The sequence below is a fragment of the Desulfonauticus sp. genome, from assembly GCF_055126295.1.
In genome coordinates, this window is the sequence record NZ_JBSRHE010000001.1 from 115,503 (window position 1) to 133,317 (window position 17,815).

Genomic DNA, 17,815 nt, shown 5'->3' on the forward strand with positions numbered 1-17,815 from the left:
GAAGTCAAACAAATCCTTTTCCTGTTTAACCTGTAAAACTTTTTAATTGATAAAAAATTGCTCGCAAATATCGCTTGGGAACAAAAAGGTCTGTAACTCCTGCCAGAGACTCAGTTGCGCCAATAATTAAATAACCATCTGGCTGGAGCACCTGAGCCAATCTTTCAAAAAGCTTTTTCTTATCTTGAGGAGTAAAATAAATGGCTACATTTCTACAAAAAATAATATCAAATTTGCCCAACACCGAAAAAGGTTGCATTAAATTTATTTTTCTAAAATTGGCCATAAATCTGATTTCGTCTTTTACCCGCCAGTTGCCATCTGGAGTAGGGTCAAAATAACGCCTGAGCTTATCTGCAGGAAGACCTCTCTCAATTTCAAATTTATTATATTTACCATAACTTGCCTTGGCTATGGCTTCATCTGAAATATCTGTACCCAAAATGGTAATATTGTATTTATCCAGGTCAGGAATAGTTTCTTTTAAGGCTATGGCAATACTATAGACTTCCTGACCAGTAGAGCAAGCTGCACTCCAGATTTTTATCTTTAGGGGCAAAAACTTGGAAGTAGTTTTAGACCGACGGTCAATTAAGTCAGGTAAAATTTTAAATTTAAGCAGGTCAAAAGGGCCTTTATCCCGAAAAAAAAAGAGTTTCCTTGGTAGTTATGGCATCAATAATGGCCTTTTCTATTCTTTTGGTCGCATCAGCTTTGGCTTTACGATAAAGATCAGCATAGGAACCAACCTTCTCCTGTTCCAGAAGAGGTTTTAACCTGGTCTCCAAAAGATAGGTCTTGGAAGCATCTAAGTGAATACCCGATATATTGTAAATATACTGGGTTAAAATCTTAAATTCGTCTGGTTTTATTTTCATACAAAACGAACGGTTTTTACGATTTCTTCAGCGATTTTATCCAGAGGAGCAATGATATCCACTACTCCTGCCTCAATAGCAATCTTGGGCATCCCATAGACCACGCAAGTCTCAGCATCCTGGGCAATGGTAACTGCCCCAAAAGACTTCATTACCTTTAAACCCAAGGTGCCGTCATTGCCCATACCAGTCATAATCACTCCTGTAGCTTTGGACTTATACTCTTTGGCTACAGAACGAAAAAGATAGTCCACTGAAGGTTTACAGTTGTTTTCTGGAGGGTCATCTGTGATTTTTATCACCCTATTTTCCCCTGCTCCTTTTACAATCTTCATCTGCTTACCCCCAGGGGCAATATACACCACATTGGGCTCTATAACTTCTCCCTCTTCTGCCTCTTTGACTTTAAGCTTACACTTGGCATCCAGGCTTTCAGCCAAAGACTTGGTAAAGACCGGAGGCATATGCTGTACCAAAACAACAGGTACCCCCAAATTCCCAGGAAGCATGGGAAGCATGGTGGCCAGGGCATTGGGTCCGCCTGTAGAAACTCCTATGGCTACTATTTGAGATTTTTCTATTCTTCTAATAACCTCTGGTTTGCGATAGATTTTATCTTTGGACTCAAAAGCATCCAACTGACCAGAAACAGAAGTTTTATCTCCTTTTTTTAAGGCTTTTTTAATCTCTATCCTTCTTAAATAGGCCTTGATTTTAGGAGTTAAAGTTCTGGTCAATTCCTGGAAGTTATCTTCCTGCTTTTCATGTTCAGGTTTAGTGATAAAGTCAAAAGCACCTAGTTCCAGAGCTCGCATGGTAACCTGGCTTCCCCTTTTGGTCAGGGTACTGACCATGATTACTCCAATATCCAGGTTGCGTTTTTTTATTTCCTCCAAAGTGCTCAACCCATCCATAATGGGCATTTCCACATCCAAGGTAACCAAATCCGGCTTTAAACTCTCAATTCTGGTTAAAGCAATCTTACCATTGTTGGCAGTACCTACAACTTCTACATCCGGGATATTTCCAAGCACATCTGTGAGAATTTTGCGATAAACAATAGTATCATCCACTACCAAAACCCTTAAAGCCATCCTTCCTCCTTTTGACCTCTTACTCTACTCTTCTAAATCAAACCAAAAAAGCAACTTATTTCCTGGCGGGAAAAATTTATACCCTGAAGTATAATTGGCCAGCAAAAATAACCCCCAACCACTAGGCGTTAGTTCGTTGGGTTTTTGGCCATATCTGAGATAATTAAATCCGCTTCCAGGGTCACGCACAAAAAAACAGAGCCTATTTTTTTCCTTTTTCAGCCAGAATAAAATTAACTCTTCTTCATCCTCTCCGGCACCATGGACAATAGCATTATTCAGGGCTTCTCGCAAGCAAAGATCCAGTCCAAATTTAGAACCAACTATTTTATATTTATGTAAAAAAACATTTACTTCCTTTAATAAAGCATCTACAGCCTTGAGAGTGGCTTTAAAAATAACCTTTAAAAACTGATTTCTTTTTACAACTTTCACAATCATTAATCTAAATTTCTATACACATCAAAGAAACATCATCTTTTAATCTATCCCCTCTTCCCCAAAAATCACTAAATATCTTTTTACATATTCCTTTTAAATCTTCTCCTTTATGCTTTAAAATGATATTTTTCAATCTATCTAAATACTTTCTAAAATTTTTATCATTGGGAACCAGGCCATCAGTAAATAAAAATATTCTATCCTTCCTATCAACTTCTATAATAGTTTCTTCAATAAAAAATTCTTCAAAGGCCCCTAAAACATCGCCTTGGCCGTAAATTTCCTTTACTTCCCCCTCTCTAAACAACAGAATAGGAAAATGAGCACAATTATAAAATTGTAAAATATTATTATTTTTATTTAGCAAAATAACATTAGCAGTAAAATATTGATCTTCTTTAAAAATACTCTTACAAATCTTATTTATCATTTGCAGGCTATCTTTTACTGAAGTATAAAGGGCAAAATTTTGCTGGCATAAAGCCTTTAAAGCTGAAAGATAATAAGCAATACTAATATCATGCCCGCTAATATCTCCTAAAAGATACAAAAAATGTTTCTCACCCAATTCCATCACCTCTAAAAAATCTCCTCCAGCTTCTTCCAAGGGATAATAGACAAAGTCAAATTGAGCTTGAGGTAAATCCTTAGGAGAAATTAAAAGAGAAGTTTGCATCTCTTTTACCCGGTTCAACTTATCACTTTGGGCTTCTACTAGTTGTTCTCTGGCAAATTTAAGACCCAGATGAACCTTAATGCGAGCTAAAATTTCTGGATGGGAAAAGGGTTTGACAATATAGTCCACTCCTCCCATCTCTAAGGCCTGAACCACATAACTGCTTTCATTTAGAGCAGAAACAAAGATAATGGGAATGTCTTGAGTAAGAGGATGACTTTTGAGTTTTAGACAGGTAGTCAACCCATCCTCTTCTGGCATCATAATATCCAGTAAAATAAGATCAGGTTTTAACTTAAGGGCCAACTCCCTTGCTTCTAGCCCAGAGTTGGCCTCTATTGTATGATAACCTGCATCTTTTAATAAAGAAGCTAATATGGCCCTATTTAAAACAGAGTCATCAGCAATCAAAATTAATGGGGTCTGTTTTTTGCCCATTAATTCCCCTCATCAGCCAATGCTTCCTCCACATTTAATAAGGCTACCAATTTCCTATCCTTGGACTTACACACTCCCAAAAAGTATCTACCCTGAATACCTTTTATATTGGCTGGTGGAGGGGACACTTCTTCCCACTTACCTGTAATCACATCTGTAATCTTATCTACCATCAAGCCAATTTGTTCTTCTTGTGAATTAACAATAATAATCCTGGTTGAATCTGTAACTTTTGTACTTCCCAAACCAAGTTTTTTCCCAAAATCAATAATAGTAACAATTCTTCCTCTTAAATTCATAATACCCAGAACATAATCTGGAGCATGAGGAACAGCTGTATAATTTATTTGTTTGTTAATCTCCTGAATAAGATTAATATCAATTCCACAAAGAGCTTCTCCCAGATAAAAACAAGATGCCTGAAAAGAGCCACTTCTTTTTACGATCTCTGCCATAGCAACTAAACCCCTTTTTATTTACTTTAAACCTTAAAACTATCAGTTATATGCTTTAACTTTTTAGATAATTCAATAAGCTCCTCTGCACTTTGTTTGAGTTGAGAACTACTATTGGCCATTTCATTAACTTCTACATTAACTTCTGCAATATCCTTAGCAATATCCTGGGCAACTTCAGAACTTTGATTTACATTTTCTCCAGCTTCAGCAATATTTTGAGAAATATTGCCTATATTTTGAGCAATATCTCTAGTGGTTACAGATTGTTCCTCTACTGCAGCTGCTATGGTAGAAATAATAGAATCTATATCATTAATAACTTCTGTTATGGACTTAATATCCTCTACTGTTACATCTGTAGCCTTTTGAATATCTGCAATTTTCCCCTTAATCTCTTCTGTGGCCTTGGCTGTTTGTTGAGCAAGTTCTTTAATCTCATTGGCCACTACTGCAAACCCTTTACCTGCCTCTCCAGCCCTGGCAGCTTCTATGGTGGCATTTAAAGCCAGCAAGTTGGTTTGAGAAGATATAGCTGTAATGGTTTCGGTTACCTTGGTAATTTCAGCAGCAGCTAAACCCAACTGGTGCACTCTTTCTGAGGTCTGAGAGCCCTTTTCCACTGCCTGGTTAGTAATCTCTTTGGCCTTTTCTGAATTTTGAGCTATCTCTGAAATAGTAGCACTCATTTCTTCAGCTGCAGTGGCTACAGTATTGGCAGCTTCTTGCACTCCTTCCATAGCCTGGGCCACATTACTCATGTTTACACTCATTTCTTCAGCTGCAGTAGCTACAGTATTGGCCCTGCCAGCCATACCTTCAGCCCTGGCAGTAAACTCATTAGACATACTATCCATTTGAGAAGAAGCCCGAGCCAGGACATCTCCTAACTGTCTAAGCTCGTCTATTCTAAACAATTCTTTTAACTTATCTCCCATTCCATTTAAGGCTGCAGCCAGAATACCAATCTCATCCCTGGATTTTAAATCAAGCTTTACGGTTAAGTTGCCGGAACTAAGTTCCTGGGCAAAAGCAATTGCTCTTTGCAAGGGTTTGGTGATGCTAAATTGAGTAAAGAGAAATCCCAAAATCAAGCCCAAAACAACAACTCCTACTCCTACTCCAGAGATTATCATAACCAAGCTATCTATCTTATCACTTATATTAGAATACATGCTTTGACTTTCTTTAGCTGTTTTTTCCTGGACCTCTTTTTCCTGGGCAACAACCATTTTGGCTACTTCAGTTATCTTTTCCTGAATATCATCAATATAAACACCCGTACCTACAATCCAGCCTAGCTCAGGGATAAGATAGACATAGGAAAGCTTGAGTTGAGGCTCATCCTTGCCTGGCTTGGGCCAATAGTATTTTACAAAGCCTGAACCTTTTTCCTTACACACCCGAACAAATTCCCTAAAAATAAAAGTCCCCTTTTTATCCTTTAAATCAGAAAGGTCTTTGCCATTCAAAGAAGGTTTTACAGGATGAACCACAATCACTGCCTTTAAGTCATTTACCCAAAAATATCCGTCCTTATTTTCTCCATAACGCACATGATTGATAAAAATCTTTACCAATTCTTCAATTTCTGTCTGGGATCTACCCTCTTCTTTGGCCTGAGCAACTATAGCTCTTATGCCTGAAACAATAGAATCCACTTCACTTTTTAAAAAAGTCTCTTTTTCTTTGTAAAAAATTTCTTCAAATTTATTTTCAATGTCATTTCCGTTTTCATTAACCATTTTAACAATAGAGTCACCAAATAAATTTACCTTTTCTTGAGTAAAGGTACCAATGGAGCGCATGTTGTATATAACTACAGCCAGGACAATTCCCACTATCATAACCAGCAAAAAAGTAGTAAGGCTCATCACCTTATAGCCTATCTTCATCTTGCACCCCCTTTACCTGTTAGGCAGCCTTTTTGGTTAAAAAATTATATATGCTTTGTAATAATTTTTCCTTATCCAGCTTAATTTGATAGTCATCAATACCTACCTGCCTACCCTTTTCCACATCCTCTTCTCCAGCTAAAGAGGTAAGGGCAATAACGGGTAAGTGAGAAAAGTTAGGACTTTCCTTAATAAGCTTGGTCAATTCAAAACCATCCATATTGGGCATTTCAATATCTGTTACTACAACACTTATCTCGTCAGGATGCTCATTAAGATAATCCCAGGCCACCTGACCATCTTCTGCAGCCACCACTTTATAACCTTCAGCTTCGATAAATTTTTTCACCTGATTTCTAAAGAAGTCAGAATCCTCTACCAAAAGCACCTTGCGTTCACCTTCTTTTTTAATCTCTTCTACAGCCTCTTTACGCTCTTTAAACCACTCAGGATTTAAGGTTTCAAAAAATTCAAAGATATCCACCACCAAAGTGGTTCGGTCATTTATAATGGTAGAGCCGGCAATTCCTGGTTGTTTGAGGGCAAAATCATCTATTTTTACGTTGGTTTCCATGGCATCCACAGGGGGATTGGCCAACAAGCCCACTTCGTGTCCACTCATCACAAAAACAATAACCACCAGATCTCCTTCCAGTTCCAGATGCCCCACATTGGCCACCTCTTCCAGGGCAAAAATGGGCAAACTCCCACCTCTATACTGAATTACTTTCTTACCACCCACTACTTCAATATCACTGGCCTTAATAAGCTCAACCCTGGCCACCAGATCCAGAGGCACAGCACAATATTCCCCTGGGGCATTGTTGAATAAAAACAGGGTATGATATTCTTCTCCTGTTTGTTCCACTTTATCTCTATCCTCTACCTTGTCTTCCACATTTATTGCTGAAAGCTCTGCCAATCTGGCCAAACCAACCACATCTAAAATAAGGGCTACCTTTCCATCACCCATAATGGTAGCCCCAGCATAACCCTGACAATTTTTAAAATGCCTGCCCAGAGGTTTTACTACAATTTCTACTGAATCATGTAATTGGTCTACCACCAATCCATACTTAAATGAGCCAGCTTGAGCGATAACTACTTTTACTGAACCACCTTTGGACTTATACTTATCAGCAAAACTGCTTTCTTCTTTATATTCTTTTAACCCCAGAATTTCAGCCAAGCTAAGTAAGGGAATAAGCTCACCTCTTAAAATCAAGACATCGGCATCACCTACCTTTTCAATGCGCTCTTCTACTTGACTGGCAGGCACTTCTATCAGTTCATCCACATTTACCTGCGGAATGGCAAAACGCTCTTCGCCCACAGAAACCAGTAAACTGGGAATAATAGCCAGAGTAAGGGGCAACTTGATTCTAATAGTGGTCCCCTTATCCTTTTCAGTTTCAATATCTACCTGCCCGCCCAGTTTATCCAGGTTGCTTTTAACCACATCCATGCCCACTCCCCGACCAGAAACATCAGAAATCTTTTCGGCTGTGGAAAGACCGGGCAAAAAGATGAGGTTCAACTTTTCTTTTTCATTCATACCCTTGGCTTGCTCTTCAGTAATAAGCCCCTTTGCTATGGCCTTATTTACTATCTTCTCTGCATCTATTCCTCTACCGTCATCTTTGATTTCAATGTTTACCTGTCCAGCCGCATGATAGGCTTTTAAAATAATTTTACCTGTGGGATTTTTGCCCTTGGCAATACGCTCTTCTGGACTTTCTATGCCATGGTCAGCAGAATTTCGAACCAGATGGGTTAAGGGGTCAGAAAGTCCTTCAATAATGGTTTTGTCCAGTTCAACCTCTTTTCCTTCTAAGATTAATTCTATTTCCTTACCTAAATCCCTGGCCAGATCCCTAACTACCCTTGGAAATTTATTAAAAATATTGCCCACAGGTTGCATCCTGGTAAGCATAATGGCTTCTTGCAACTCAGAGGTCACCAGATCTATTCTCTGGCCTGCATTTAAAACCTCATGTTCGTCTCCCTGACTAATGGCCTGCATAAGCTGGTTACGACTTAGTACCAGCTCTCCAGCTAAATTCATTAAATTTTCCAGCAAACTTACATGTACACGTAAAGTTTCTGCATGCATTGAAGCTGCAGGTTGGGCATCTGTATGAACCGTAGACTTAGAAGGAGAAACTTTTTTAGCCAGGGAAGCAGGTTTAACTTTAGGGGAAGAAGCAACCGGCCTGGTTGCTTGAACTTGCTCTTTAGGCCCAGACTCTACAGCCTGTTCTCTTACTCGTGACTCAATTTCTTCTTCTATTAAATGCCCTTGCTCTTCCTCCTCTATATCCATTACTTCTTCTGTTTCCCCAGTGTCTTCCCTTTGCCCAAAATCTGCTTCTTTACTTTCTACTATAGATTTAGATTCATCTATTTCAATAAGTTTTATTTGCTCTTCAGGTAGGTTTAAAAGGGTATTAATAATATCTGGTTCAATAATAGAAGCATAAAGCACATATAGAGGTATCTTATTACTAAATTTACCGTCTTCTAGTGTACCTACCGCATCTAAATCAAGCTTAATGTCAACAATTTCTCCAGTAGATTGAATATCTTTAATCACCTCATAGGGCTGCTTGTCTTTCTTATGAATGTCATGTATTAAATCAAACTCTAAAAGATAGATAAACTTTCCACCTTTTTTAGCTTGATTTAAATCAAATTCTTTAACCGTAAAAACAACTCTATCTTGCCTATCTTTTATTTCTACCTCATTAATTACACTTTCTTTTTCTAGCTCAGGAAGGCTTCCAGAAGTTATGCTCATAAGTGCAGTAACATGCTCAGAGATATCCATCTCATTGCTTTCCTGAATATTATCAATAAGCTCTGCCAGACGGTCAAAGGCCAAAAGTAAAATATTTACAATTTCAGGATTGGGCACCAGCTCTCTATTGCGAATCATGTCCAGAACATTTTCTATTTTATGAGCCAGTTCTTTAATCGTATTAAGCCCTAGAAAGCCAGCACCACCTTTCATGGAATGAGCAGCCCTGAAGACCTTATTTACCAGTTCTTCATCAATGTCTTCTCCCATTTGCTCAATAGCCAAAAGATCTGCTTCTATACTTTCTAAATGCTCTCTAGATTCTTCCACATACATTTGTAAGGTTTCATCATCTAACATAGTCATCTTAAACCCCTTTTAATTGTTTTAACTTTTAATTAAAAGTTAGGAGATATCTATATGTTTATCCAGCCTCATGGTCTTAAACAAATTTTGAATATCTTCAGAGGCATTAATAATTTTCAACTTTCCTCCACTAGATTTTAATGAATTATGAGTAGCAATAATAATACCTATTCCTATAGAATCAACATAAGAAACATTGCTTAAATCTAAAGTCAAATCAACTCCTTCTGCTATCTTCTCTGCAATCAAATCTTTTACTTCCTGTGCTCTAGAAGCCACTATATCACCGTCCATAACCAAAGTTATTTCTTGTTCTGCCATTGCTGCCTCCTGGTTAAAATTTTCCCCTAATTTCTAGTACCTATAAAAATTTTTAGCTTAAAACACAAGCTATTCCTAGCAAAGATAAGACCTTTTATCTAAAACTAACAATTTCTCAAAATTTTGACAATCATAAATTTATTTTTCACTCAAATCTTAGCTTCGTCTACTTGTTGCTTTTCCTTTAGAAATTTTCTAAAAAAATCCCATCTTAATTCAGAAAAGGAAAAAAAAATGGCTAAAGTAAAAGTTTTGGTAATTACTGGTTTTGGAACCAATTGTGAAAGAGAAAGTGCTTATGCTGCCAGGCAAGCTGGAGCAGACAAAGTAGATATTTGCTTTTTCTCTGATTTAATCCAGGAAAAGGTCTTTTTAAAGGACTACAACTTTCTCGTGTTCCCGGGTGGCTTTTTAGATGGAGACGACTTAGGAGGCGCTCAGGCCGCAGCTATTCGCTGGAAATATGCCAAAACCATATCAGGCACTTCCCTGCGCCAGGAATTAGAAAACTTTTTAAAGGAAAATAAAATCATTTTAGGCATCTGTAATGGTTTTCAACTCCTTACCAAACTGGGTTTACTCCCGGCTTTAGAAAACAACTATTTTGAAAGACAGGTAAGTCTGAGTTATAATGACTCTGCCAGGTTTGAAGACCGCTGGGTCTGGTTAAAAATCAATACCAGCAGTCCCTGTATCTTTACTAAAAATTTAGATTACCTATACCTGCCCGTAAGACATGGAGAAGGCAAGGTCATTCCTTTTAGCTCCCAGATTCTAACTCAATTAGAAGAAAATAACCTCATTGCTTTGCAGTATATCTCGCCTCAAAACAAACAGCCAACCCTTGAATATCCCTATAACCCCAATGGTTCACCCCTGGGCATTGCAGGTCTAACAGACCCCAGTGGCAGGATTCTAGGGCTTATGCCCCATCCAGAGGCCTATAATCACCCCACCAATCACCCTAAATGGACCAGAGGAGTCACCTCTCCTTTAGGTACTCTTATTTTTGCCAACGGGGTAGAATATCTAAGGCAATAATGGATTTTCCCTTAGAAAAAGCCAGATATCTCATGAACCTGGCGCTAAAAGAAGCTGGTTTGGGAGCGAAAAAAGGAGAAGTGCCCATAGGGGCTGTGCTCTGGGATTTAAAACACCACCAAATTTTAGCCAAAGCCCATAACCAAAGCATTGCCTTAAAGGACCCTTCAGCTCATGCAGAAATACTTGCTTTGCGCCAGGCTGGAGAAAAAATAAACAACTATCGGCTATTAAATAGTGTAATGGTGGTGACCCTGGAACCCTGTATCATGTGCCTGGGTGCTTTGGTGCAAGCTAGAGTAAGCGGACTTATTTTTGGGGCCAGAGACCCCAAAGCAGGGGCTATTTATTCTCGCCTTGACTACCCAAGCCTTAAGTGGCTAAATCATAAATTCTGGGTTATAGAAGGAGTACTATCCCAAGAAGCAGGTGGACTGCTTAAGGCTTTTTTCCTGCGCAAACGCAAAGGAGAGGTACCGAAGTGGTCGTAACGGGGGCGACTCGAAATCGCCTTGTCCTGTGCAGAGCAGGGCACGTGGGTTCGAATCCCACCCTCTCCGCCAATTGTAAAAAATACATTTCCTCCCTAAGTCCTAGCTAGATATCTCTCTTCTCCCTCACCCTCTCCTTGTCAAAGCCCTTTAAAGGGAATATAATTTTTAGGTTATGAAAAGTTTGATTGGCACAGAAAGTATTTTAGAAAGCATTTCAGATGGTGTATTTACCATAGATTTAGAGTGGCGCATCACTTATTTTAACCGGGCTGCTGAAGAAATAACCGGTATAAAAAGAAGCCAGGCCCTGGGGAAAAGGTGCGCTGAAGTGTTTCGTTCCAATATGTGCGAACAGGAATGTGCCCTAAAAAAAACCCTGCGCACTGGTAAGCCCATTATAGGAAAAACAGGCTATATTATAAACTCTGAAGGCCAGAAAATCCCCATTAGCATCTCCACTGCGGTACTCAAAGATAAACAAGGGAAAATTATTGGAGGAGCAGAAACCTTTAGAGACTTAAGTGAAGTGGAAGAGTTACGCCAGGAGTTGCAAAAACGCTACCAGCTGGGAAAACTCATCAGTCGCTCCCCCAAAATGCAACAAATTTTTGGCATTTTACCCACTATTGCAGAAAGTTCCAGCACTGTACTCATCTTAGGAGAAACAGGCACAGGCAAAGAACTTATTGCCCAAACCATTCATCAACTAAGTGCTCGCAAGGACAAGCCTTTTATAGCCCTAAATTGTGGGGCCTTACCTGAAAATCTTCTGGAGTCTGAGCTTTTTGGCTACAAAAAAGGAGCCTTTACTGGCGCTTACAAGGACAAACCAGGAAAATTTTTACTGGCCAATAAGGGGACTTTATTTTTGGATGAAATAGGAGAGATGCCCCTTTCTCTGCAAATAAAACTTTTACGCGTACTCCAGGAAAAATGCTTTGAACCTCTGGGTGCCACCACTTCTCAAAAAGTAGATGTGCGCATTCTAGCAGCCACCAATCGCAATCTAAAAGAAATGCTTAAAAAAGGTCGTTTTCGAGAAGACCTTTATTATCGCTTAAATGTACTGCGCCTGGAACTTCCGCCCTTAAGGGAAAGAAAAGAAGACATTCCTCTTTTGGCAAACTACTTTTTAAAAAAACTAAAAAAAATAGAACCCAAACCCATTACTGGTCTTAATGCTGAAGCCCTTTCCCTGCTTATGAGCTATAACTGGCCAGGAAATATTCGAGAATTGGAAAACACTATGGAAAGGGCTTATATCCTCTGTTCCCAGGGAGAAATCACCCCTGCTCACCTACCTGAGGAAATCTTTTCCCTAAAACCTACCCTCTCACCTACCAACTTCAAACAAAACAAAGCAGAACTGGAAAAAGAAATAATCCTTAAGGCCCTGGCCAAAAACAATTATAACAAAACAGCTACAGCCAAAGATTTAGGCATCCATAAAACCACCCTCTTTCGCAAATTAAAAAAACTGGGAATCAACCACTAGTAGCCAAAAGGCTACTCCCTCCCCTTAAATAAGTAGCAGTTTTGCTACTAAATCCCTTTAACGCCCACCATCTTACAAGATAACCTTCTTAAATAATTAACAAATGTTATCTGGCATCTTCAATGCAATATGGTCCGCATGAAAATTGGGATTGTAAGCTGGCAAAAAAGAGTTGCTCCAGTTTTAGATGTAGCCACCACTTTAGAAATCTTTCAATTAAAAGAGGAAGCAATTCTAAAACAAGAAGAAATCAAGCTAAAAGCAACGTTACCCTGGTCTAAGGCCAGAGAAGTAAAAAGAACAGGGATTTCAATTCTTATTTGTGGAGCCTTATCTAAAGAACTATGGAATTACTTACTCCAAGAGAATATAGAAGTAGTTCCCTTTGTTGCTGGTGAAATAAAAGAAGTTTTAACTGCTTTTTTAAATAAAAAACTTTATCAACAAAAGTTTGTAATGCCAGGTTGCTGCTTACAAAAAAGGAGAAAACTTATGTTTGGTCAAGGGAACAACCCTAAAAACTCAGGAAGAAAAGGTTGCGGACAAGGACAGGGAGGAGGACGCCAGGGCGGAAGAGGCCAGGGTGGTGGAAAAGGACCGGGAATATGTGTTTGTCCTGAGTGTAATTATCAAGAAGTGCATGAAAGAGGTGTTCCTTGTTTTGAAAAAAGATGCCCCAGGTGTAATACCCCTTTAACCAGGGGATAAAAATAAAGGAGGTGGATTATGCCTAGAGGAGACAGAACTGGACCTTTGGGAGAAGGACCAAGAACGGGCAGAGGTCTGGGCCTTTGTTCAGGATACAATACTCCTGGTTTTTACAAAAGCCCAGGAGGATTTTTGGGGTCGGGAAATTTTGGCTTTGGCCGTGGAGGTCGAAGACGAGGAGGAAGATGTGGCTTTTTTGGATTTAGAGGATTTAGAAATTGGCAATATCCCAATTTTCAAGGAGAAAATTTAGCACAAGAAAAAGAACTTTTAGAAGACAGGCTGGCTTATCTAGAAAAAGAATCTGAGGCTATTAAAAAACGTCTAGAAGAGCTTCAAGCCAAGTAAAATCCCTTCTTCCATTTACTTTAAGTTTAAGGGAAGTTCTATCAAGACTTCCCTTAAACTTAAAAAAATATTTTAAAAAGGAGAAAAAAATGAAAATCGTTATACCTACCCAGGGAGAAAATTTAGAAGCAGGTTTTGACCCTAGATTTGGAAGAGCAGCTAAGTTTATTATTTATGATACAGAAAAAAAAGAATACAAAGTTATTAATAATACTCAAAATTTAAATGCCCTTCAAGGAGCAGGTACACAAACAGCTCAAAATATTGCTAAAGAAAAAGTAGATGCACTTCTAACTTCCAACTGTGGTCCCAAGGCCTTTACTGCCCTATCTCATGCCAAAATAAAAGTATATAAAGTTGAGGCCAAAACAGTTCAAGAAGCAATAGATAAATTTTTATCCAATCAAGTAGAAATACTTAATCAAGCAAATGTAGAAGGACATTGGGCATGATTATAGCTATTGGTTCAGGAAAAGGTGGTACAGGTAAAACCACTATAGCTGTAAATTTAGCTAAATCCCTAGAAGAAAAAATAACTTTACTGGATTGTGATGTAGAAGAACCCAATGCGCAAATATTTATTCAGGGTAAAAAAATAAAAGAGGAAGAAGTTAGTGTCCCTATTCCCTGGGTTCAAGAAGAACTTTGCTCTGAATGCGCTAAGTGTTCTCATATCTGTCAGTTTAACGCTATAGTGTCCTTTAACACTATTCCCTTAATTTTTCCTGAGTTGTGCCATAGTTGTGGTGGCTGTATAAAAATCTGTCCCACTCAGGCCCTGCAGGAAAAAGAGTATCCTCTAGGCGTTATAACTACTTATCAAAAAGAACATATTACTTTGCTAGAAGGAAAACTAAATATAGGCCACCCCATGGCCCCACCTTTAATTAAAAGACTAAAAAAGAATATTTCCAGTTCAAGATTAACTCTTATAGATGCTCCTCCAGGTACTTCCTGTCCTTTTATTACTACTGTAAAAAAAGCAGACTTTGTACTTTTAGTAACTGAACCAACTCCTTTTGGCTTAAATGACCTACAATTAGCAGTAGAAACCATAAGAGAATTACAAATACCTTATGGAGTAATAATCAATAAGGATTTAGCTGAAAGCAATTTGATAACTGATTACTGTGAACAAGAATCTATTCCTGTTCTCTTAAGAATACCCAATAATCAAGAAATAGCTAAGATTTATTCTCAAGGAAAAATCTTAATAGAAGAAATTCCCCTTTTTAAACAGAAATTTGTAGATCTGATGAATGAGATAAAAAAGCTTACAGGAGGTAAATAATGGCTGAAAAAGAATGTTCCAGTTGTGATCAAAAAAATAGTTGTAACCAGGATAGTTGTAAACTTGAAGAAGAAAAAAAGTTAGAAAAAAATATTAATAAGATAAAACATAAATTGGTAATTTTATCTGGAAAAGGTGGGGTTGGAAAAAGTACTTTAGCCGTAAATCTTGCTGTAGGTTTGGCTTTACAGGGTAAAAAAGTTGGGCTCCTGGATGTAGATGTACATGGCCCCTCTGTCCCCAGATTACTTAGCCTAAAAAATACTCTTCCTCATGTGGAAAAGGACTATATGGAGCCCGTATTTTGGAGCAAAAACCTGGCAGTTATGTCCCTAGGTTTTCTACTTCCTTCAGAAAAAGAAGCGGTTATCTGGAGAGGTCCTGTAAAAATGGGGCTAATCAAACAATTTTTAAGAGATGTAGCCTGGGGAGAACTGGATTACCTGGTAGTAGATTGTCCTCCAGGAACAGGAGATGAACCTTTAAGTGTTATGCAGCTTCTAGGTAAAAAAGCCTATGGAATTATAGTCACCACTCCTCAGGAAGTGGCTATAGATGATGTACGTAGATCTATTACTTTTTGTAAAGAGCTGGAAAATCCCATTCTAGGAATTGTGGAAAATATGAGTGGGTTTATTTGTCCCAAGTGTAAAGAGAGAACAGACATCTTCCTAAGTGGAGGAGGAGAAAAACTGGCAAAAGAATTTAATCTCCCCTTACTGGCTAAAGTGCCTTTAGACCCAGAAATAGTAAGAGCAGGAGAAGAAGGATATATTTATATAAAAACCCATCCAGAAAGTGAACCAGCTAAGGAAGTAAACAACATTGTAAAGGAAGCTTTAAAATTAGATGCATAATGCATAAATTTGAGGTAAATAATGTCTAAGCCTAAAATTAAAGAAATTGTTGTTTTAAGTGGTAAAGGCGGTACTGGTAAAACCAGCCTGGTGGCTTCTTTAGCTTCTTTACTAAAAGGAAAATTAGTCCTGGCTGACTGTGATGTGGATGCAGCCAATTTACATCTACTTTTAAAGCCCAAAATAAAAGAAAGTCATCCTTTTATTGCAGGAAAACTAGCTCAAATTATACCTGATAAATGCTCAAAATGTGGGTTATGCCTGGAAGATTGTAGATTTGAAGCTATCTACAAACAAAAAACCAACAACCATTTTTTTTACCAGGTAGACCCCATTGAATGTGAAGGATGCGGAGTGTGCGCCTATTTTTGCCCAGAACAAGCCATTGCGTTTAAAGAACAGGAATGCGGACTTTGGATGCGTTCTACCACTAAATATGGTCCCATGATTCATGCTAAACTGCATATAGGAGCAGAAAATTCAGGGAAATTGGTGTCTCTGGTAAGAAAAGAGGCTTACGAACTGGCTGAAAAGAAAAATCTAGAATATGTATTGGTAGATGGACCTCCAGGACTTGGTTGCCCGGTAATAGCCTCTCTTACTGGTAGTTCTTTTGCTCTAATAATCACAGAGCCAACCTTATCAGGACAACATGATTTTGAACGAATATTAAAACTTACTAAGCATTTTAAAACTCCTTCTGCCCTTATTATCAATAAATGGGATTTAAATCCCCAGATAGCAGCCAGTATAGAAGAAATGGCGCATCTAAATGATTGTTCTATCATAGGTACTATTCCTTATGATGAAAGTTTTACTAAGGCTCAGCTAAAAACTCAACCTGTAATAGAAGTTAACAAAGCTTTAAAAGATAAAATGGAAATTATCTGGGAAAACATAAATAAAGTAATAAAAAAGTATAATTAAGAACAAGGAGGTATTATGAAAATTGCAATTCCCATGGCCCAAGGACAACTTTGCCCTCATTTTGGCCACTGCGAACAATTCGCTATGTTAGAGGTAAATGAACAAACCAAAGAAATTTTAAGCATTGAATATGTGGAAGCTCCACCCCATCAACCTGGTTTTTTACCCCCCTGGATGAAAGAAAGGAATGTGGATTTAATTATTGCTGGTGGAATGGGAGCTAGAGCTATGGGGCTTTTTGAACAACTGGACATAAAGGTAATAGTAGGTGCTTCTCCAGATAAACCAGAAAATATTGTCCAAAAGTATTTAAACAACACCCTGACTACAGGACAAAACCTATGCGATCACTAGTAACAAACACCCTGAAATCTTCAGGGTGTTTACCCAACACTTCTCCAGTACAGCTTACCTTTCTTATTGAAAATACTGCGTCCAATAATTTTTTGTCTGAGCATGGTTTGAGTATCTATGTGGAAGTAGAAGAGAAAAAAATACTTTTTGATACAGGAAGTTCAGCTAATTTTAGCTTGAATGCCAACCAACTCAAAGTAGATTTAAGTCAAACCACTCATATAATTTTAAGTCATGGCCATTATGACCATACAGGAGGTCTAGCCAGGGCTTTGAATATTGCCCCTAAAGCCAAAATAATCCTTCACCCCAATGCTGTAATTCCTAGATATAGTGTAGATGGGAAAAAGGAAGTCAAATTTATAGGAATTAATATAAATAGTAAAAAAGCCTTGCTAAATATAGATGATGAACAAATCATCTGGAATTCAAGCCCTCTTTTCTTGTCTCCTTACCTGGGTATAACCGGATTTATACCCAGAGAGTATGAATCCACAGCCAACAAGAATTTTTTTGAAGATTTAGAATTAAAGAGAAAAGATATTATTCCTGATGAGCAATCCCTGTTTATTCACAAAGAAGATACATTGATTATCCTTACTGGATGTTGCCATGCAGGGATTATCAACACCCTGGAATATATACAATCCTTAACTAAGGCCCAGAAAAAAGAAATAATTTTAATTGGTGGACTTCACCTCTATGGTCATAATGAAGAAGAATTAAAAACTCTTTCAGAAAAATTAAAGAAATATAATTTTAAACTTCTAGTTCCCTGCCATTGTACGGGCAAGCAAGCTATCTCTTACTTAAAGGAAGTGTTTCCCCATAAAGTTTATCCAGGACAAACTGGCCTAAAACTTACCCTTTAACCTCTTTTCCCCGGGTTTAGCAATTTATCCTTGCCAGAAGTATTTTTTTTACTCTAAAATACTTTTC

19 protein-coding genes, 1 tRNA gene and 1 pseudogene are annotated in these 17,815 nt (G+C 38.1%); 12 read left to right on the forward strand and 9 right to left on the reverse strand.

The features are described from left to right. Positions 1–25: 25 nt before the first annotated feature. From ACTCIM_RS00565 to ACTCIM_RS00605, 9 genes and pseudogenes are all read right to left on the reverse strand, one after another. Complete coding sequence (locus ACTCIM_RS00565) at positions 26–622, reverse strand: CheR family methyltransferase (protein WP_472313378.1); 597 nt, start codon at positions 620–622, stop codon at positions 26–28. Positions 623–635: 13 nt separating this feature from the next. After that, a complete protein-coding gene (locus ACTCIM_RS00570; RefSeq protein ID WP_472313260.1) occupies positions 636–878 on the reverse strand; it encodes a hypothetical protein in 243 nt (80 codons plus the stop codon). Continuing rightward, positions 875–1,972, reverse strand: a complete 1,098-nt coding sequence (locus tag ACTCIM_RS00575; protein ID WP_029966252.1) for a protein-glutamate methylesterase/protein-glutamine glutaminase — start codon at positions 1,970–1,972, stop codon at positions 875–877. Before ACTCIM_RS00575 ends, ACTCIM_RS00570 begins: the two co-directional genes overlap by 4 nt. 24 nt (positions 1,973–1,996) lie before the next feature. Then, on the reverse strand, positions 1,997–2,413 hold the full coding sequence (locus ACTCIM_RS00580) for an ATP-binding protein (protein ID WP_472313262.1): 417 nt from the start codon (positions 2,411–2,413) through the stop codon (positions 1,997–1,999). 4 nt (positions 2,414–2,417) lie between these two features. Beyond that, positions 2,418–3,527, reverse strand: a complete 1,110-nt coding sequence (locus ACTCIM_RS00585) for a response regulator (protein ID WP_464279691.1) — start codon at positions 3,525–3,527, stop codon at positions 2,418–2,420. Then, complete coding sequence (locus ACTCIM_RS00590; RefSeq protein ID WP_029966246.1) at positions 3,527–3,982, reverse strand: chemotaxis protein CheW; 456 nt, start codon at positions 3,980–3,982, stop codon at positions 3,527–3,529. Before ACTCIM_RS00590 ends, ACTCIM_RS00585 begins: the two co-directional genes overlap by 1 nt. A 26-nt stretch (positions 3,983–4,008) precedes the next feature. Next, a complete protein-coding gene (locus tag ACTCIM_RS00595) occupies positions 4,009–5,877 on the reverse strand; it encodes a methyl-accepting chemotaxis protein (protein WP_472313264.1) in 1,869 nt (622 codons plus the stop codon). Positions 5,878–5,896: 19 nt separating this feature from the next. After that, a complete protein-coding gene (locus ACTCIM_RS00600; RefSeq protein ID WP_472313267.1) occupies positions 5,897–9,040 on the reverse strand; it encodes a hybrid sensor histidine kinase/response regulator in 3,144 nt (1,047 codons plus the stop codon). A gap of 39 nt (positions 9,041–9,079) precedes the next feature. Continuing rightward, a pseudogene (locus ACTCIM_RS00605) lies at positions 9,080–9,367 on the reverse strand (STAS domain-containing protein); the annotation flags it as partial. Positions 9,368–9,595: 228 nt separating this feature from the next. Here ACTCIM_RS00605 and ACTCIM_RS00610 point away from each other — a divergent pair. The 12 genes from ACTCIM_RS00610 (at position 9,596) to ACTCIM_RS00665 (ending at position 17,748) form a co-directional block, all read left to right on the forward strand. Continuing rightward, positions 9,596–10,402 carry a phosphoribosylformylglycinamidine synthase subunit PurQ gene (locus ACTCIM_RS00610; RefSeq protein WP_464279687.1) on the forward strand — a complete coding sequence of 269 codons (807 nt, stop codon included), beginning with the start codon at positions 9,596–9,598 and terminating at the stop codon, positions 10,400–10,402. Then, entirely contained in the window at positions 10,402–10,893 is a 492-nt protein-coding gene (gene tadA / locus ACTCIM_RS00615) for a tRNA adenosine(34) deaminase TadA (protein ID WP_472313269.1), read from the forward strand. The genes ACTCIM_RS00610 and tadA overlap by 1 nt, the downstream gene beginning before the upstream one ends. Beyond that, a tRNA-Ser gene (locus tag ACTCIM_RS00620) sits at positions 10,870–10,965 on the forward strand. Before tadA ends, ACTCIM_RS00620 begins: the two co-directional genes overlap by 24 nt. Positions 10,966–11,068: 103 nt before the next feature. Continuing rightward, positions 11,069–12,391, forward strand: a complete 1,323-nt coding sequence (locus ACTCIM_RS00625) for a sigma-54 interaction domain-containing protein (RefSeq protein ID WP_472313271.1) — start codon at positions 11,069–11,071, stop codon at positions 12,389–12,391. A 138-nt stretch (positions 12,392–12,529) separates the two neighbouring features. Continuing rightward, complete coding sequence (locus tag ACTCIM_RS00630) at positions 12,530–13,099, forward strand: NifB/NifX family molybdenum-iron cluster-binding protein (RefSeq protein WP_472313274.1); 570 nt, start codon at positions 12,530–12,532, stop codon at positions 13,097–13,099. 18 nt (positions 13,100–13,117) lie between these two features. Continuing rightward, positions 13,118–13,447: a DUF5320 domain-containing protein gene (locus ACTCIM_RS00635; RefSeq protein WP_464279683.1), complete on the forward strand. Its 330-nt coding sequence runs from the start codon at positions 13,118–13,120 to the stop codon at positions 13,445–13,447. A gap of 89 nt (positions 13,448–13,536) precedes the next feature. Further along, complete coding sequence (locus tag ACTCIM_RS00640; RefSeq protein WP_472313276.1) at positions 13,537–13,899, forward strand: NifB/NifX family molybdenum-iron cluster-binding protein; 363 nt, start codon at positions 13,537–13,539, stop codon at positions 13,897–13,899. Further along, a complete protein-coding gene (locus ACTCIM_RS00645) occupies positions 13,896–14,738 on the forward strand; it encodes a nucleotide-binding protein (protein WP_472313278.1) in 843 nt (280 codons plus the stop codon). The genes ACTCIM_RS00640 and ACTCIM_RS00645 overlap by 4 nt, the downstream gene beginning before the upstream one ends. Then, entirely contained in the window at positions 14,738–15,595 is an 858-nt protein-coding gene (locus ACTCIM_RS00650; RefSeq protein WP_472313281.1) for a P-loop NTPase, read from the forward strand. The genes ACTCIM_RS00645 and ACTCIM_RS00650 overlap by 1 nt, the downstream gene beginning before the upstream one ends. Positions 15,596–15,616: 21 nt before the next feature. Beyond that, positions 15,617–16,522 carry an ATP-binding protein gene (locus tag ACTCIM_RS00655; RefSeq protein WP_464279678.1) on the forward strand — a complete coding sequence of 302 codons (906 nt, stop codon included), beginning with the start codon at positions 15,617–15,619 and terminating at the stop codon, positions 16,520–16,522. A 15-nt stretch (positions 16,523–16,537) separates the two neighbouring features. Beyond that, positions 16,538–16,876, forward strand: coding sequence for a NifB/NifX family molybdenum-iron cluster-binding protein (locus ACTCIM_RS00660; RefSeq protein WP_472313284.1), 339 nt, complete (start codon positions 16,538–16,540; stop codon positions 16,874–16,876). Next, positions 16,864–17,748 (forward strand): MBL fold metallo-hydrolase, encoded by an 885-nt coding sequence (locus tag ACTCIM_RS00665; protein WP_464279676.1) that lies wholly within the window; start codon positions 16,864–16,866, stop codon positions 17,746–17,748. Before ACTCIM_RS00660 ends, ACTCIM_RS00665 begins: the two co-directional genes overlap by 13 nt. The last annotated feature ends 67 nt before the right edge of the window (positions 17,749–17,815 follow it).

What these genes read in the sequence shown, in the direction of transcription:
- ACTCIM_RS00600 (WP_472313267.1), bottom strand. Translation starts at nt 9,040, where the DNA reads ATGACTATGTTAGATGATGAAACCTTACAAATGTATGTGGAAGAATCT.
- ACTCIM_RS00655 (WP_464279678.1), top strand. Translation starts at nt 15,617, where the DNA reads ATGTCTAAGCCTAAAATTAAAGAAATTGTTGTTTTAAGTGGTAAAGGC.
- ACTCIM_RS00585 (WP_464279691.1), bottom strand. Translation starts at nt 3,527, where the DNA reads ATGGGCAAAAAACAGACCCCATTAATTTTGATTGCTGATGACTCTGTT.
- ACTCIM_RS00635 (WP_464279683.1), top strand. Translation starts at nt 13,118, where the DNA reads ATGCCTAGAGGAGACAGAACTGGACCTTTGGGAGAAGGACCAAGAACG.
- ACTCIM_RS00580 (WP_472313262.1), bottom strand. Translation starts at nt 2,413, where the DNA reads ATGATTGTGAAAGTTGTAAAAAGAAATCAGTTTTTAAAGGTTATTTTT.
- ACTCIM_RS00665 (WP_464279676.1), top strand. Translation starts at nt 16,864, where the DNA reads ATGCGATCACTAGTAACAAACACCCTGAAATCTTCAGGGTGTTTACCC.
- ACTCIM_RS00610 (WP_464279687.1), top strand. Translation starts at nt 9,596, where the DNA reads ATGGCTAAAGTAAAAGTTTTGGTAATTACTGGTTTTGGAACCAATTGT.
- ACTCIM_RS00630 (WP_472313274.1), top strand. Translation starts at nt 12,530, where the DNA reads ATGAAAATTGGGATTGTAAGCTGGCAAAAAAGAGTTGCTCCAGTTTTA.
- ACTCIM_RS00575 (WP_029966252.1), bottom strand. Translation starts at nt 1,972, where the DNA reads ATGGCTTTAAGGGTTTTGGTAGTGGATGATACTATTGTTTATCGCAAA.
- ACTCIM_RS00645 (WP_472313278.1), top strand. Translation starts at nt 13,896, where the DNA reads ATGATTATAGCTATTGGTTCAGGAAAAGGTGGTACAGGTAAAACCACT.
- ACTCIM_RS00640 (WP_472313276.1), top strand. Translation starts at nt 13,537, where the DNA reads ATGAAAATCGTTATACCTACCCAGGGAGAAAATTTAGAAGCAGGTTTT.
- ACTCIM_RS00595 (WP_472313264.1), bottom strand. Translation starts at nt 5,877, where the DNA reads ATGAAGATAGGCTATAAGGTGATGAGCCTTACTACTTTTTTGCTGGTT.
- ACTCIM_RS00570 (WP_472313260.1), bottom strand. Translation starts at nt 878, where the DNA reads ATGAAAATAAAACCAGACGAATTTAAGATTTTAACCCAGTATATTTAC.
- ACTCIM_RS00625 (WP_472313271.1), top strand. Translation starts at nt 11,069, where the DNA reads ATGAAAAGTTTGATTGGCACAGAAAGTATTTTAGAAAGCATTTCAGAT.
- tadA (WP_472313269.1), top strand. Translation starts at nt 10,402, where the DNA reads ATGGATTTTCCCTTAGAAAAAGCCAGATATCTCATGAACCTGGCGCTA.
- ACTCIM_RS00590 (WP_029966246.1), bottom strand. Translation starts at nt 3,982, where the DNA reads ATGGCAGAGATCGTAAAAAGAAGTGGCTCTTTTCAGGCATCTTGTTTT.
- ACTCIM_RS00660 (WP_472313284.1), top strand. Translation starts at nt 16,538, where the DNA reads ATGAAAATTGCAATTCCCATGGCCCAAGGACAACTTTGCCCTCATTTT.
- ACTCIM_RS00650 (WP_472313281.1), top strand. Translation starts at nt 14,738, where the DNA reads ATGGCTGAAAAAGAATGTTCCAGTTGTGATCAAAAAAATAGTTGTAAC.